Source organism: Paenibacillus durus (assembly GCF_000756615.1).
Lineage (GTDB): Bacteria > Bacillota > Bacilli > Paenibacillales > Paenibacillaceae > Paenibacillus_AQ > Paenibacillus_AQ durus.
In genome coordinates this window covers 1,656,990-1,671,290 of record NZ_CP009288.1, presented here as the reverse complement: position 1 = coordinate 1,671,290, position 14,301 = coordinate 1,656,990, and the positions used below count along the sequence as shown (strand labels likewise).

13 protein-coding genes and 1 tRNA gene are annotated in these 14,301 nt (G+C 54.0%); 6 read left to right on the top strand and 8 right to left on the bottom strand.

What is annotated here, in order from left to right; all coding sequences use genetic code 11:
- Positions 1-3: 3 nt before the first annotated feature.
- The 3 genes from PDUR_RS07585 to ggt all read right to left on the bottom strand — a co-directional run bounded on the left by PDUR_RS07585 (position 4) and on the right by ggt (position 4,749).
- Positions 4-1,578 (bottom strand): PucR family transcriptional regulator, encoded by a 1,575-nt coding sequence (locus PDUR_RS07585; protein WP_042205742.1) that lies wholly within the window; start codon positions 1,576-1,578, stop codon positions 4-6.
- A 250-nt stretch (positions 1,579-1,828) separates the two neighbouring features.
- Positions 1,829-3,061: an amidase gene (locus PDUR_RS07580; protein WP_042209166.1), complete on the bottom strand. Its 1,233-nt coding sequence runs from the start codon at positions 3,059-3,061 to the stop codon at positions 1,829-1,831.
- Positions 3,062-3,171: 110 nt separating this feature from the next.
- On the bottom strand, positions 3,172-4,749 hold the full coding sequence (gene ggt, locus PDUR_RS07575) for a gamma-glutamyltransferase (RefSeq protein WP_042205741.1): 1,578 nt from the start codon (positions 4,747-4,749) through the stop codon (positions 3,172-3,174).
- 319 nt (positions 4,750-5,068) lie between these two features.
- Here ggt and PDUR_RS07570 point away from each other — a divergent pair, with 319 nt between their 5' ends.
- Both PDUR_RS07570 and PDUR_RS07565 read left to right on the top strand, forming a co-directional pair.
- Positions 5,069-5,653 (top strand): chromate efflux transporter ChrB, encoded by a 585-nt coding sequence (locus PDUR_RS07570; RefSeq protein WP_042209165.1) that lies wholly within the window; start codon positions 5,069-5,071, stop codon positions 5,651-5,653.
- Positions 5,654-6,193: a chromate efflux transporter ChrA gene (locus PDUR_RS07565; protein ID WP_042205740.1), complete on the top strand. Its 540-nt coding sequence runs from the start codon at positions 5,654-5,656 to the stop codon at positions 6,191-6,193. It begins immediately after the preceding gene.
- A 53-nt stretch (positions 6,194-6,246) separates the two neighbouring features.
- On the opposite strand, the gene PDUR_RS07560 is transcribed toward PDUR_RS07565, so the two are convergent.
- Positions 6,247-6,627 (bottom strand): PH domain-containing protein, encoded by a 381-nt coding sequence (locus PDUR_RS07560; RefSeq protein ID WP_042205739.1) that lies wholly within the window; start codon positions 6,625-6,627, stop codon positions 6,247-6,249.
- Between the two features lie 200 nt (positions 6,628-6,827).
- Here PDUR_RS07560 and PDUR_RS28645 point away from each other — a divergent pair, with 200 nt between their 5' ends.
- Together PDUR_RS28645 and abc-f are read left to right on the top strand one after the other, a co-directional pair.
- The gene (locus tag PDUR_RS28645) at positions 6,828-6,992 is read left to right on the top strand and encodes a hypothetical protein (RefSeq protein ID WP_155986863.1); all 165 of its coding nucleotides are present in this window, start codon (positions 6,828-6,830) and stop codon (positions 6,990-6,992) included.
- 147 nt (positions 6,993-7,139) lie between these two features.
- Complete coding sequence (gene abc-f, locus PDUR_RS07555; RefSeq protein WP_042205738.1) at positions 7,140-9,104, top strand: ribosomal protection-like ABC-F family protein; 1,965 nt, start codon at positions 7,140-7,142, stop codon at positions 9,102-9,104.
- 314 nt (positions 9,105-9,418) lie between these two features.
- On the opposite strand, the gene PDUR_RS28640 is transcribed toward abc-f, so the two are convergent.
- Both PDUR_RS28640 and PDUR_RS07550 read right to left on the bottom strand, forming a co-directional pair.
- Positions 9,419-9,574, bottom strand: a complete 156-nt coding sequence (locus PDUR_RS28640) for a hypothetical protein (RefSeq protein ID WP_155986922.1) — start codon at positions 9,572-9,574, stop codon at positions 9,419-9,421.
- Positions 9,575-9,931: 357 nt separating this feature from the next.
- Complete coding sequence (locus tag PDUR_RS07550) at positions 9,932-10,288, bottom strand: hypothetical protein (protein WP_042205737.1); 357 nt, start codon at positions 10,286-10,288, stop codon at positions 9,932-9,934.
- 52 nt (positions 10,289-10,340) lie between these two features.
- On the opposite strand from PDUR_RS07550, the gene PDUR_RS07545 reads away from it, so the two are divergent.
- Entirely contained in the window at positions 10,341-11,519 is a 1,179-nt protein-coding gene (locus tag PDUR_RS07545; RefSeq protein WP_156130361.1) for a sensor histidine kinase, read from the top strand.
- 92 nt (positions 11,520-11,611) lie between these two features.
- On the opposite strand, the gene PDUR_RS07540 is transcribed toward PDUR_RS07545, so the two are convergent.
- Positions 11,612-12,433, bottom strand: a complete 822-nt coding sequence (locus PDUR_RS07540; RefSeq protein WP_233277497.1) for a protein-glutamine gamma-glutamyltransferase — start codon at positions 12,431-12,433, stop codon at positions 11,612-11,614.
- Between the two features lie 241 nt (positions 12,434-12,674).
- Here PDUR_RS07540 and PDUR_RS07535 point away from each other — a divergent pair, with 241 nt between their 5' ends.
- Positions 12,675-14,039, top strand: coding sequence for a dipeptidase (locus PDUR_RS07535; protein WP_042205736.1), 1,365 nt, complete (start codon positions 12,675-12,677; stop codon positions 14,037-14,039).
- Positions 14,040-14,212: 173 nt separating this feature from the next.
- Here the strand turns inward: PDUR_RS07535 and PDUR_RS07530 are convergent.
- Positions 14,213-14,286, bottom strand: a tRNA-Gly gene (locus tag PDUR_RS07530).
- Positions 14,287-14,301: the final 15 nt, after the last annotated feature.

Genomic DNA, 14,301 nt, shown 5'->3' with positions numbered 1-14,301 from the left:
ATTTCAGCCGCGCTCCAGCATTTTACGGAATAGAAACGCCAGCTTCAGCCGCAGCAAGTCGTCGGTCTTTTTGAAATCAACGTCCAGCAGCTCGCTCAGCTTCTCCATCCGGTAGGTGGCCGTATTGCGGTGAATGAACAGCTTTTTGGCTGTTTCATTGATATGGCCGTCATTTTCCAAAAAAGCTTCCAGCGTATGCAGCATCTCCCTTACATACTCTGGCTCACGGCCCAGCAGTCCGGCCAATATGCGGCTGAAATATTTCTGCATCATCTCGGCAGGAACCTGCTGCAGCACCATGGCCAGTTCAAGCTGACGGTAATGCGCAACCTGCTGTCCCGCATTCCAGTGCGCCGTCAAACGCAAAGCTTCTTTTACTTCGGCAAAAGCTTCCCTGGTCTCCTCCGGTTTACTCTTCCGGCTGCTGATCGCAGCCCGGGGGTAGAAGCTCTCGCCGATCTTCAGTTTGTCGAAGCAGGACTCAATAATAGCGGAAAAACGCTCCGGCGCCACCCTTTCTCCCGAATAGATGGACAAGAGCCCTTCTTCCATCACAAGATGAAAAGCCTTCATCTTGTCAAACTCCGGATGCTGCGCATATTCTTCTTTAAGGCGGGTCAGTTCGTGCTGCCGCAGCTCTCCCGCTTCGGGCACATCACTAAGAACAAGCTGAAACGGCGCTTGCAGCAGCCCGTAGTCCAGTGTATCAGCCGCCTTTACCAGTTCGGCACAGGACAGATCGCCCTTCAGGTAACGGCGAAGCAGCTTCCCAAACTCTCTATGCAAATCATGCTCAAAATAATCCTCATCCCCAGACCGGATGTGGTGCGCGATAAGCTCGGCTCCCTGCACGAACAGGCTTTCTTCAATAGATAGAAGCAGCGGGTCAATGGAGCAAAAGATAAGATAACCGAAGCTCTCTTCTCCCTGCAAAAGCGGAAGACGGTAACCCGCTTCCTCTCCGATGCGCACCTTGCGGTTCCGGTTCCCCCACGGCCATCCGCCGAGCAGTTCCCGCTCGCTGTGGGAGGAGTTATTGAACAGCAGTTCGCCCCGGCTGCCGATGATGGCAATCGGATGGCCGATGACATCGGAGACCGACTCCAGAAGCGAGCGGCTGCGGACGGGGCGCAGGGCAAAGCGCATCAGCTTGCGCTGCTTCTCAAGAACGGCTTGCAGGGTACCCGTCCTGCGGGCGAGCTCCGCCCGAAACAGACCGTTCATCTGGTCGGAAAAGGTAAATTGGAATGGAAGCTCGATGAGCGGGAAATTCAATTCGTCCGCTTCGGCGATCAGAGCATCAGGAACCGATTCCCAGAATCGGCCAAGCTTGATGCCGAGTCCCGAAGAGCCCCTCCGATTGAGCTTGTGAAGCAGCGCCGACGCCTGCTCCGGGTTATCCTTGATCAGATAGGCTGTCGTAAGCAGCATCTCGCCTTCCTTGATCCAGTCCGAAATATCCGGCGCATCCATCACATTGATCGATTTGACGATTCTGTGAGTTCCTTTGGAGCCAGCAATCAGCTTTGCTTCCGACAGAGGATAAATCGATAACGCCTCTTCGACCGTAAGATGCATGCAACCTCTCCTCCAGTTTATATACAAAAATCAAATTTTTTATGATTTCTTGTGTTACTTTATGTAACATTATAAAGAATGCGACTCCCTTTGAAAAGAAAAAAGTTAAAAAAACGCCTTCTTATGTTATGTATTTATACATATATTTCATATTGATTTTTTTTGATTATCTGCTTCATAAAAAAAACAAAAGCCGTCCTGCGCGGCGTTTACCACGGGACAGCTTTGTATTCTGTATAAAAACTGCTGATCAAACAAGCGCCGGCTTCCAGATCTCATTTACCCATGCCAGCAAGCGCAGGTCCTGACCATAGCCGCCGATAACGGACAAACCGAGCGGAAGACCGTCAGGACCGCCCACCGGAAGCGTGATTTGCGGAAGACCGGCCAGGCCTGCGATGCAGCAGAGCGACATGGCTCCGCTGCGGTTAAACTCCAGCTGCGGGGCATCGCCGCCGACTATCGGTGCGGAACCCGGCACTGTCGGAATAACCAGCGCCCCGCTCTCGCCAAGCAGATTGCGGAGCCGGACGATCGCTTCCTTGCGGAACGAGGCCGCAGCTGAAAGATCGCGGCCGTACAGCTCTTCCGCAAGTTTAAAGCGGGCTGCAATGTCCGGCGCAAAGGTTGGCCGCTCCTTCCGCACCCAGCTTCCATGCGTTTCCCATATTTCACTGCCCTGAAGCTCCCGAAAGACATCCATCCAGGCCTTGAGTCCTTCCGGAGCCGCTTCGGTCTGCACGCTTCTCCCCGCGCCGGCTTGTAAAACCTTCAGGGCACCGGTTAATTCCCCGGCGCTTTCCGGCATCGTCAGCGCCCAGGCATCCTTTGCGATAAACAGCGTATCTATCTGAAGCTTCGCGGCTTCGGCCGATGGTGCTCCAGAGCCTGGGTCTGACTCCGCCAGACTTCTCGCTTCGTTCCCGCCAAGCAGCACCCTGCCGACCATTTGCAGAAGCCCTGCGCTTTTTGCCATCCAGCCGACGGTATCGAACTGCGGCGCAAGCGGGATAACGCCATTCATATCAACCGCTCCATGACTCGGCCGAAAACCATAAATACCGCAGTATGAGGACGGTACGCGGACAGAGCCGCCCGTATCCGTCCCCAGCGCGAAGTCTACGCTCCCCGCGGCGACCGCGACTGCCGAGCCGCTGGAAGAACCTCCGGGAATTCTCCCCGCTCCCCGCGGATTCACCGGCGTGCCGTAATGAATATTTTCCCCGCCAAGGCTGTACATCAGTTCATCCGTGTGGGCCGCGCCTTTGAGAGCGGCCCCAGCAAGCAGCAGGCTGCGAACCGCTGCGGCATGCTCTTCAGCCGCCGGATGACTGCGCAGCCAGTCCGGGTTGCCTGCTGACGAGCTATGGCCCTTGACCGCAAAGACGTCTTTGACTGCAAAGGTCAATCCGTCCAAGGGTCCGCGCGCAAGCGGCGATACCTCAAGTCCCGGATCGATAAACGCTCCATACCGATTGTCCAATTCCATGTCCTTCCCTCCTCTCACTTTTCCATTCCTTTATTCTAAGATCCGCACCATCCGATTGTCCGGACTGTAATTATTCAACCTGTTCATGTATCCAATGCTTGCCGTTACCAGCCGATAGCGGCTCCGTCACAGCGCGGGTCAGTGCCGCCGATGCGGTAGCCATTGTCATCGATGGAGATCACATGGGCGTGACCGGCTAATCCGTCATAGTCCGCCACTTTCCGGACCTTATGGCCGGCCTCCTCCAGTTCTTCCAGCACCGCATCCTCAACTCTGCCCTCCACGGTCAGCTCCTGGGTCGGCTCACCCCAGGTTCTCCCCCAGACGAAGCGAGGTTCATCTACCGCCTGCTGGGGATTCATTCCGTAATGCAGCATTCTTGTCAGCAGGAGCGTCTGAGTCTGCGGCTGTCCTTCGCCGCCCTGCGTGCCGTACAGGATGGCGGGCTTGCCGTCCCGGCAGGCCATCGCCGGCATCAGTGTATGGAAGGTACGCTTATGCGGCTCCAGCGTGTTGACGGCCGCCGGGTCCAGCGAAAAGAAGGAGCCCCGGTTCTGAAGCAGAACACCGGTGCCGCCCGGAGCGGTCCCCGACCCGAATTCAAAGTACAGGCTCTGGATGAAGGAAACCGCATTACCTTCCGCATCCACGACAGCCGCGTAGGCTGTGTCCCGGCCGGTCGGCTCACTGGCCAAATCGGCCGCCCTGCTGGGTGAAATGGACGCCGCAAGCTCTGCAGCGTAAGTCTTATCCAGCAGCCGGTCCAGCGGAATCTCATTGAATTCCGGATCGGTGAGCACCGCGTCGCGATCGCGGAAGCTGGCCTTTATCGCCTCAACAAGCAGATGATAATATTCATAAGAACCGTGCTGGATTCCTGCGAAGTTAAAGCGCTCCAATATATTCAGCGCCATCAGCCCGGCGAATCCCTGCGAATTAGGCGGAGCCTGGAAGATGGTATACCCGTGATAATCCGATGAGATCGGATCGCACCAGTTGCCCCGGTGATCGGCAAAATCCTCGCGGATCAAATATCCGCCTGCTTCTGCCATGCCGTCACAGATGGCCTTGGCGATTTCCCCTTTGTAGAAGGCGTCACGTCCCCCAGCGGCCAGAATAGACAGCGTACGGGCTAACTCCTTCTGTACGAACTTCTCCCCGGGCCTTGGAATCCGTCCGCCCGGCATATAGATGGCCGCCGCTTCAGGAGACAGCGCAGCGCCGGCATGTATGGTGTTGCCATGCTGGTCCGGCGACAGCGGAAAGCCTCCGGCCGCATAATCGATTGCGGCCTCCAGCACCTCCGAGAGCGGAAGGCGGCCGTACCGGCTCAGGATCGCATCCCAGCTGTCTGCCATGCCGGGAACCGTTACCGCGCTGCGTACTCCTCTTCGCGGGATCGCGGTCTCTCCGGCGTAGCGGCCCCGATGCACCCCGTACCCCGAACGGCCGCTGCCATTATAGGCCTGAACGCGGCCTTCATCGGCGCTGTAAGCCAGCCAGAACGCGTCGCCTCCAAGGCCCGTCATATGCGGGTAGACGACCGCCAGCGCCGAGCTGACAGCTACCGCAGCGTCAAAAGCATTTCCGCCCTTTTGCAGAACCCGCGCTCCCGCGGCGGACGCCAAATGGTGCGGGCTGACTACCATCGTTTTCGTGCCAGTCACCGGTCGTTTTATCATTTTGATCCTCCTAAAAGTTTTGCTAAGTGAATTTACTTCCTGAATGATCTTCAGCAAAACTGGCATCGTAAGCATAGGCTTTATGTTTTGCAAAACTGACATAAAAAGCGTTAACCAAATGAATTATTGTCATTTAACCTTACACGGCTGTATGAAGTCAACCGGAAGTGCAGAGAACACTAATGCTGCACGCCTGATTTGTGAGCCATGCACAAAGTTATCACTCGGGGGATGCAAAAAGAAATATAATGTGGGGGTATTCATACGGATTGTATATAATGTACTTTTGACAACATAAGGAGGAAACGGTTTGAAACCAATGAACAAGGACTATATAGAGCTTGGAGTCTCAATGGTCCGCACCGGAATTCTCGGCTACGGAGGGGGCCCTTCGGTCATCCCGCTGATCCGCCACGACGCGGTTATCCGCTACCACTGGATCAGCGACGAAGAATTCGGGGAAACGCTGGCGCTGGCCAACGCCCTTCCCGGACCGATCGCCACCAAAATGGCCGCTTACTTAGGATACAAACGCGCAGGGGGCCTGGGAGCGTTCTTCGCTGTAATTGCGCATATTTTGCCCAGCGTTCTTGCCATGATCCTGCTGCTGTCTGCGGTTAATTATCTGGCAGGCTCCAAGGTCGTTAAGGGAATGATTGCCGCCGTCTCACCCGTTATCGCCGTCATGCTCGGGTTAATGGCATATGAATTTGCGAAAAAAGCAGTCAAGGGGCTCGGCATCGCAGCCGGCGTCGCCTTTATGCTGCTAGCCCTGCTGCTGCTTGAAGTGCTGCACGTTCATCCGGCCATCGTCATCGTACTGTTTCTCGCTTACGGTTCAGTGCATTACCGGGCTGTGGCTAAGCTCCGCCGAGGACAGGAACGAAAAGGAGGAACGTCTTAGATGGAATGGCTTGATCTGATTATTGGCTTTTTTATCGCTAATCTGCTGGGATATGGCGGCGGTCCTTCCTCCATCCCGCTGATGTATACAGAAATCGTACCGCATTACCATTGGTTGACTAACTCTGAGTTTACCAACATGCTGGCTCTGGGGAACGCGCTCCCCGGACCAATCGCCACCAAAGTGGCGGCTTATGTCGGCTTTGAAATCTACGGCTGGGTTGGAGCGATTTTGGCGCTTCTAGCCACTGTGCTGCCTTCCGCAGCCGCCCTGATCGCTATGATCCGCCTGCTTCAGAAATACCGTCAGTCCTCGATCGTCAAAGGCATGACGCTTCTGGTTCAGCCGGTCATCGCGATTATGATGGTTGCTTTGACCTGGCAGATGAGCAAAGGGCCGCTCGCCTCCGTAGGCATTTGGCAGACTCTGATTATTGCTGCGGTCTCTTTTTGGGCAATGGAACGGCGGAAGATTCACCCTGCTCTCGTTATTCTGGTCGCTTTTATTTATGGCGGATTTATTCTCCGGTACTGGGTATAACGGCACGACAACGGTTTGCGGCCCTGCTAAGGGATATCGCGGCCGTTTTTTTGTTACAGCTTCAAAATATACTGGGACAGCACCGCCTGCACCTCATAAATATTCACGCTCTTGTTAAACGTTTTTTTCAGCGGCAGCGCGCTGCCGGACACGAAAAGGCACAGCTCCGCATCGAGATCGAAATGTCCCGCCGTCTCCACGGAATAATGCGTAATGCTTTTGTAGGGGATGGAGTGGTATGCGATCTTTTTGCCGGTCATGCCCTGCTTGTCGATCAGTATGAGCCGTTTATCCGTAAAAATGAACATGTCGCGGATCAGTCTGTACGCCCGTTCGATTTGTTCCCCGGGGGCCAAAATTTTTCCGTATTCCTTGCGGGCCGCACCAAGATCCACCTGAGACGCATTGCCGAGCAGACCGTCGAAAAAAGCCATATGCCTTCCTCCTTCTGATTGCCGAGATGGGGCGTCTTGGCCGCCCATACCCCATTCATATCGAAAAATAACGAAGGGTATGCAATTAATCGGAGGCAGGGAGCGAGATCGCTTTGGCTTTTTTCGGAAAATTATGCTTGCTAACTGTAAATTTTTTATTTAATATGAAGGTAACTTTGTTAAGAGGGAGGTGAGGAAAGATGAATTATGAAGGTCTGGGTAACATGGTCGGCCGTTTGCCTATCGCAATGGCAGGCATCGTTCATGCTTTTGGCGTTAACGGGAGAGGTCTGTCCTTTTTTGCCAAAATCATAACGCCCGGCTACCCAGAAATGTCTTTCCTGCCTTCCGACCGTCAACCTTAAACCGGACACGGACGAACAAGGCCGCGGGGAATGTTTCCCTGCGGTCTTTTTATGTTGTCCTTCCATGTGAGATGGCAGGGGCGTTTCCTTTGATATCACAAGCTCTTCGGCTTTTCACGCCGCTGAAGCTGCTAAAGGAGAATCCCTATGATTATTCAATGTCAAAATGTGCAAAAATACCATGGAGCCCAGCTTGTGCTGAGCGATGTCTCATTTGCCGTCCGTCAGGGGGAAAATGTCGGCCTCATCGGCCGCAACGGCTCCGGCAAAACGACCTTGTTCCGCCTTCTGAGCGGCGAAGAAGCACCCGACTCGGGCCAAATCGCCATCCGTAAAGGCAGCGCCATCGGGCTGCTGGCCCAAATTCAGGAAGGCGGCGAGGATACGGTGTACGAAGTCCTGCAGCGCAGCTTCGACGAGCCGCTGGCGTGGCAGCGGCGGCTGCGGGAGCTTGAACGAGAGATGTCGGACCTCGGCGCAGACAGCGAAGCGCGGATGAGTACGCTGCTGCGCGAATACGGCTCGCTGCAGGAGAAATTCGAAGCGGCTGGCGGCTATGAAATCGAATCCGATATCCAGCGGGTATCCTCGGGACTTGGGATCAGCGGCGAACAGTTTGAGCGCGCCTTCTTTTCCCTCTCCGGCGGAGAGAAGACGAAGGTCGGGCTGGCGGCACTGCTGCTGCTTCGGCCAGATGTGCTGCTGCTCGACGAGCCGACGAACCATCTGGATATGGCCGCCATCGAATGGCTGGAGCAGTTCCTAAGAGACTATGATGGCACGGTAGTCGTCATTTCTCACGACCGCTATTTCCTGGACGCCGTCGTCACAAAGATCGTCGAGATCGAAGACGGAGAGGCCGTCACCTATCATACCGGCTACACCGGCTATCAGGCCGAGAAAGAAGCAAGACTGCTCCAGCAGTTCGCCGACTACCAGGAGCAGCAGAAAAAAATCAAAAAAATGCAGGAAAGCATCAAACGGCTGATCGAGTGGGGCAACAATGCCAATCCGCCCAATCCTTCCTTTCACCGCCGGGCCGCGTCGATGCAAAAGGCCTTGGACCGGATGGTCAAGATCAAGAGGCCGATCCTGGAGCGTAAAGCAATGGATTTGCAGCTTGAGCAGCAGGACCGCTCGGGCAACCGGGTGCTTGTTCTTGACAGCGTCGGCAAGCGCTACGGACAGCGTACGCTGTTCACCGAGGCCGGCGGCGTGCTGCGCTACGGCGAGACGACCGCGCTGATCGGCGGCAACGGTGCGGGCAAAAGCACGCTGCTGCGCATCATACTCGGGCTGGAACAGCCGGACGAGGGAAGCTACGCGCTTGGCTCGCGGACAGCGGTCGGCTACCTTGCCCAGGAAGCCGTGCCCGAGGATGCCGGCCAGTCCGTGCTGAAGTATTTTCGCGAACAGGCCGGCATGGAGGAAGGCGAAGCGCGGGGACAGCTGGCCAGGTTCCTCTTTTACGGGAGCGATGTGTTCAAGAGCGTCGCGGGACTGTCCGGCGGAGAATGGACCCGGCTGCGCTTCGCCGTGCTCATGCACCGGCGGCCCAATCTGCTCATCCTCGACGAGCCGACCAACCACCTTGACATTGACTCTCGGGAAGCGCTGGAGGAGGCGCTGGAGGAATTTCCCGGCACAGTGCTTGCGGTGTCTCACGACCGCTATTTCATCAATCGCTGTTTCCGCAGCATCTGGGCCTTAGAGGACGGAAGTCTCTCCATGTTCCCGGGCAACTATGAGTACTTCAAAGAGAAGCGCGGGGAACAAGCGTCTGCCCGTGCCGCCGAATCTGCCGGCAGCGGGGCGCATACAGGTCCCGGGAAACAAACTTTGGCAAGTGATACACCGTCCCCGGAGATGAAGCCTCGCGGGGCGCAGAGCGGGAGCGGTCCGGTCCGCTCCCGGGACGCCCGCTCCGCCGCTGCCTGGGAAAGCGAGATTGCCGAAGCCGAGAAGCTGCTTCATGGCATCGAAGCCCGGATGCTGAACCCGCAGCTAAGCAGCGATGCCGACCGACTAGCCGAGCTGTACGCCGAGCGCGAAGCGCTGCAGTCCAAGCTCGACATGTTATACGCGGCGTGGCTGGACAGTTCCGGCCAATAATTCAAGGCCGGGGGATAAGGCACAGCCAGCTTGGCTCGGCAGAGCGGCGCTCGTGGCAGGCACTGCTGCCCAGCTATTTAAAAGGCCGCCCCTTCAATATCGAAGAGGCAGCCTTAGCCTAGAACAATATCCGGTCATTTACAAATAAACGGCTTGCACCTCCCTTTAAAGCGGGCGATGCAAGCCGTTTACTCTTGACCGTTTCTTATCTATCTATGCTTAAGCGCCACAATATCGCTACAATGCCGCGCTTCTCTTTCCCGGTTACAATTCATAAGGATGGCTCTAGAGTACTATCGCTATCTTCCGTCGTACTACCTCGTAAAGCTAATAATCCAGCCTAACAGCGAAATCCATAACGGGATGCTGATCAGAATTCCCCACAGAAGTCCGGCCGAGAAACGGCCTTCGGAATGTGCTCTCATACTTTCCTGCTGCAGCGGTAGTCTCAAATTCTCTTGCTTTTCCATGCGATCCCCTCCTAAATAATCTTATCGTCACAAAAGAGGAAAAAAATTAGACCGCCGGACCTAAATTTTTTTATCAGGGATATAATTAATTATAGCCATAAAGACTCAGCGGATATACCTTTATTGTAAACCCTTTCATTTACTTATTCTAAACGATTTCCGTTGTTTTTTAAACAAAAACTTTATGTATTTTTTATGTAATATCGGATTGGTTTCGTTCGGTTCCAAGGGGAGATTTAGGTGCAGACAGCAACCCAAACCTTGCCGCAGGCCCGGGGTGCTGCTCGTTGCGCACTCTCCATCACAATCCGACCATAGCAATCGTCATTGTGTTTGGAAAGAATTTATTTCTGTCTCTTATTTCTTTGCTGGTTGGGCTTTTACAGCCGGCTGCGCAGTCGCGATCCCTGCTTTATCCAAAAGCTCCTGCACTAAATCAAAATCATTATTGTCGTAGGCTGCAATCAGTTTGTCTTTTTCGGCCTTGGTCAACTGGTTCAGATTGTTTACGAAGTTTTTGAAGTCGGCGGCTTTCGCCAATGCATCATCTTTGTTCTGCTCACTTCCACCTCCAGCCGGCTGAGCAGCTGCAATGCCCGCTTTCTTTTTTACAGTAGATGCGACATTAGCGGAAGGGTTCTTGGCAGATGGGTCCGGCTGCTCGTCCGCAAAGGCAAAGCTTGTCAGACTCCCAATGGCAAGTCCTGTTGCCATAAGGGCCGCGAATGTTTTTTCATGTTCTTCATAATTGGTGCCTCCTGATATTTTGGATTCAACAGCGCTTCTGTGCGCTTGTTGTGACTTAGAACAGGTAATCTATCCTTTTACTGAGTATTTGAGGGAAGGCGAACAGAAGCACATATCTTTTATTGCGGATTATTTCTCGAAGCATACCACGGAATTCAATGAGAACAAGCTGGTTAAAGCTTCGAATGCCGCCAGCATGTTCTACCTTACCGGTGTGACGTTGGACAACGGCTATCATGTGGTTGCTTATTTGGACATTACGCCGTTTCGAACTTTTAACCAAATGGTAAATGGAGTGCTCGCCGCCCTGCTTGTTCTCTCCGGCCTGGTGGTAACAACGGTGGGCATACGCATGAACGGAGGCATTCATAAAACGATACGCTCCTTCTGCAGTTATACGGAATGTATCGGCAACGGCAATTACAGCACGCCGCAGGTCACCTCGCGCTATCTGGAATTAAACCAGCTCTCCAGAAGCATGGCCGAGATGTCCGGCAAAATTGCAGGGTACGATGCCAAACAGAAGGAGTTCTTTCAAAATGTATCTCACGAGCTTCGAACCCCGCTTATGTCCATACAGGGTTATGCCGAAGGGATTATGACCGGCGTGTTCGAAGACCCCAAGGAGGCCGCGGAAATTATTGCAGGCGAAAGCAAGGCAATGGCGGAGCTGGTCGCAGAGATTCTATATCTTTCAAGACTGGACCGGGATATGCAGCCGCTGGCTAAGCGGGATGTAGAAATTGGTGATCTGCTGGAAGAGGCTATAGAACGGGTAAAGATGGTGAGCCGGAATCACGGAAAAACCATCCGCTATTCGGGACTCAAATCGCCTGCCTGCATCTATGGCGACAGGGAGAAGCTGATAACCGCCATAATTAATATCCTTTCCAATTGTATTCGCTACGCCAAAGCCTGTGTCACAATAGAAGCGAGGACAGAAGCGGGGATTCTGATCCTCACCATAGCCGATGATGGTGAAGGAATTAACCCGATGGATCTGCCGCATATTTTCGAACGTTTTTATATGGGCAAAGACGGGCATGCCGGGATCGGCCTGGCCATTACCAAAGAAATCGTTGAATATCACCAAGGCACAGTAGCAGCAATGAATGGTGAGAATGGAGCAGTTTTTACCATTTGCCTGAAGACAGTGAAGCAAAAGGTGAGCTATCCTGAACTGCCTGAAACAGGCTAAATCCATCAACCGGCCTGTAAATGTCTAACGACTTCGCCCAACTAAGATGTATGAAAAGCCAATTTTTCCCGCTCTAAAGAAATGGGCCTTTTTTAGCTAATTCTGTAATTGTGCGAACCTATTCTGGCGATAACTGCATAGCCTGTATAGCGGACAGCCGCTGATGGAAGACTTCTTCCCGCAGACAATCTCCGTAAATACTCAAAGTCCGGGTGGAACGTCTCATCCAGAAGATAAGCAGATGTTCTGCTGCCCGGCACTCTCTCTCTATTCAAAGCAGAGATGATTCCCTCGGCGGTGGTAATGCCGATTCCATGCCCGAAATACATTCCTCTGCCCAGCACGATTACATTCTCGCCCTGCCATTCCGGTTTGTTAGGGTCATGGTCGGGATTCTTAAAATACTGCACATCACCGGGATAGGCTTCCTCCCTGTTATTGACCGCAGTTAACTGTAAATCGCTGTCATACTGCCAATCATAGAGCAGCAGGTTTTTAAAGTATGAATTAAACACCTCTTCGCCCAGCGCATCAAGGACTCCCTTATATAAAACAATCACCGCAGCCGTTGCGCATTCAAAGGCATACAGACGGCCGTTCCGGAAAATATCGTTGATCCCGTCAGACGGTAAAACCCCGTCGTTTAAGCGAAGGCCTCCTTCACGGGTGCGCGACCAAAAGTTGCGATTCCCCCTGGTGGTCTCAAACGGGACAAAGGTCACTCCGCTTGCATCAAGCGCGACAGCCGCTTCAACAATGCGCCTTCTCATATTCAGCTCAAATGCGAGCGCGGCGGGCGATTCGTAAACATAATTTTCCGGACTTCTCCGCTTCTTCTCCACAATCTCCCTCTCCACACCCGATAGCGTTGACATATCAATTCCATCCTGGCTGCCGGTCAAAAAAGTAATCACCGCTGTTCCTCCATTACTCGTTATTCTCTGAATATGGGTTATTGTACGTGGCGGCGCCCAAGTATGTGCGAAACAACCATACATTGTCTTCGGCCCGGCTGAGGCGTTTTTTCTAAGCGTGATTTTTGATTGTGCGAGGGTTATTCCAGTATAATAGTTCCTATGGATCACCGAATCCGATTCGGCGCATCCGCCACAAGCCCAAGGCTTGCGACCCCGCAAATCCAGGAGGTACATAATTATGGCTTACGCAGAATATTTTGCATCCCGCCGGGACGAACAATTGAACGAACTGAATGAATGGCTTAAGATCCCCAGCATTTCCGCACTGTCCGAGCACAAGAAAGATATTTTGACGGCTGCAGAGTGGCTTGCGGATACGCTGAACAAAGCGGGACTCGAGCATATCGAAATTCACCCAACCGACGGCCACCCTGTCGTCTATGCGGACTATCTGCACGCACCGGGCAAGCCGACTCTGCTTCTCTACGGGCACTACGATGTTCAGCCGGTCGACCCGCTGAATCTCTGGACAACTCCGCCATTTGAGCCGAATATCCGGGATGGCAAGCTGTACGCCCGCGGCGCAACCGACGATAAAGGTCAAGTCTTCATGCATATTAAGGCGGTAGAAGCCATATTGAGTCAAGAAGGTGCCCTACCGGTTAACCTCAAGGTATGCATTGAAGGCGAAGAAGAAATCGGCAGCGTTCATTTAACCTCCTTCTTGGAAAAACATAAAGACATGCTGGCTGCGGACGCCGTTCTCGTCTCCGACACCTCGCTTCTGGAACGCGGAAGACCCGCCATCTGCACCGGACTCCGGGGCCTCTGCTCGCTGGAGGTGGACGTCACGACTGCTTCCACGGATTTGCACTCGGGCACTTACGGCGGCGCTGTCCCTAATGCGCTGCACGCACTCGTTTCCCTGCTCGCGTCGCTGCATGACGACAAGGGCCGGGTCGCCGTAGACGGCTTCTATGAAGGCGTGCCGGACCTGTCTCCGCTCATGCGCGAGGAATTCGCCAAGCAGGGACTTGACGAGGATAAAATCCGGGAGGGACTCGAACTGTCCGCTCTCTACGGCGAAGAAGGCTATTCGTTTGTCGAACGCGTCGGAGCCCGGCCTACGCTGGAGCTTAACGGCGTCTACGGCGGCTTTCAGGGCGAGGGCACCAAGACGGTTATCCCGAAAGCGGCCCATGCCAAAATCACCTGCCGCCTTGTGGGCGACCAGAATCCACAGCATGTCCTCGACGCTATTGAAGCCCATCTGAAATCGCATATTCAGCCGGGAGCCAAGGTTGAAGTGCGGCAGATGGAGAAGGCATTCGCCTTAGACATTGATCCGTCGAATCCCTTCCTGCAACTGGCGGCGGACGCTTACGGCAAAGTATACGGCACACGCGCCCTGTTCACGAAGGACGGCGGCTCCATCCCGATTATGGAGAGCTTCTCCCGCATCCTGAAGGCGCCGATCGTTCTGATGGGCTTCGGACTTGACGACGAGAACCTGCACGCGCCTGACGAGCACTTCAACCTGGAGAACTTCGACAAGGGTCTGCTGACGATCGTGGAATTTTTGAAATCGGCAGGAACGGTCTAACTTGACCTCAAGCTGAACTAATATGGCAAAAGGCTCTTCGCTCGTTATTAAGCGGAGAGCCTTTTTTATTGGAATGCGCTGTTTCGTTGGGGCCTACCGTCATCCAATGATTATCGGAAACGGAAATCAAACTAAAAAACCCTTGCTCAGCAAGGGTTTAATATTTTCAATATTGGAGCGGGTGATGGGAATCGAACCCACGCTATCAGCTTGGAAGGCTGAAGTTCTACCATTGAACTACACCCGCGCTTTCGTGAACATT

Coding starts and splice junctions, on each gene's coding strand:
- PDUR_RS28640 (WP_155986922.1), bottom strand. CDS start 9,574: ATGGAAAAGCAAGAGAATTTGAGACTACCGCTGCAGCAGGAAAGTATG.
- PDUR_RS07535 (WP_042205736.1), top strand. CDS start 12,675: ATGGCTTACGCAGAATATTTTGCATCCCGCCGGGACGAACAATTGAAC.
- abc-f (WP_042205738.1), top strand. CDS start 7,140: ATGATTATTCAATGTCAAAATGTGCAAAAATACCATGGAGCCCAGCTT.
- PDUR_RS07565 (WP_042205740.1), top strand. CDS start 5,654: ATGGAATGGCTTGATCTGATTATTGGCTTTTTTATCGCTAATCTGCTG.
- PDUR_RS07560 (WP_042205739.1), bottom strand. CDS start 6,627: ATGGCTTTTTTCGACGGTCTGCTCGGCAATGCGTCTCAGGTGGATCTT.
- ggt (WP_042205741.1), bottom strand. CDS start 4,749: ATGATAAAACGACCGGTGACTGGCACGAAAACGATGGTAGTCAGCCCG.
- PDUR_RS28645 (WP_155986863.1), top strand. CDS start 6,828: ATGAATTATGAAGGTCTGGGTAACATGGTCGGCCGTTTGCCTATCGCA.
- PDUR_RS07585 (WP_042205742.1), bottom strand. CDS start 1,578: ATGCATCTTACGGTCGAAGAGGCGTTATCGATTTATCCTCTGTCGGAA.
- PDUR_RS07550 (WP_042205737.1), bottom strand. CDS start 10,288: ATGGCAACAGGACTTGCCATTGGGAGTCTGACAAGCTTTGCCTTTGCG.
- PDUR_RS07570 (WP_042209165.1), top strand. CDS start 5,069: ATGAACAAGGACTATATAGAGCTTGGAGTCTCAATGGTCCGCACCGGA.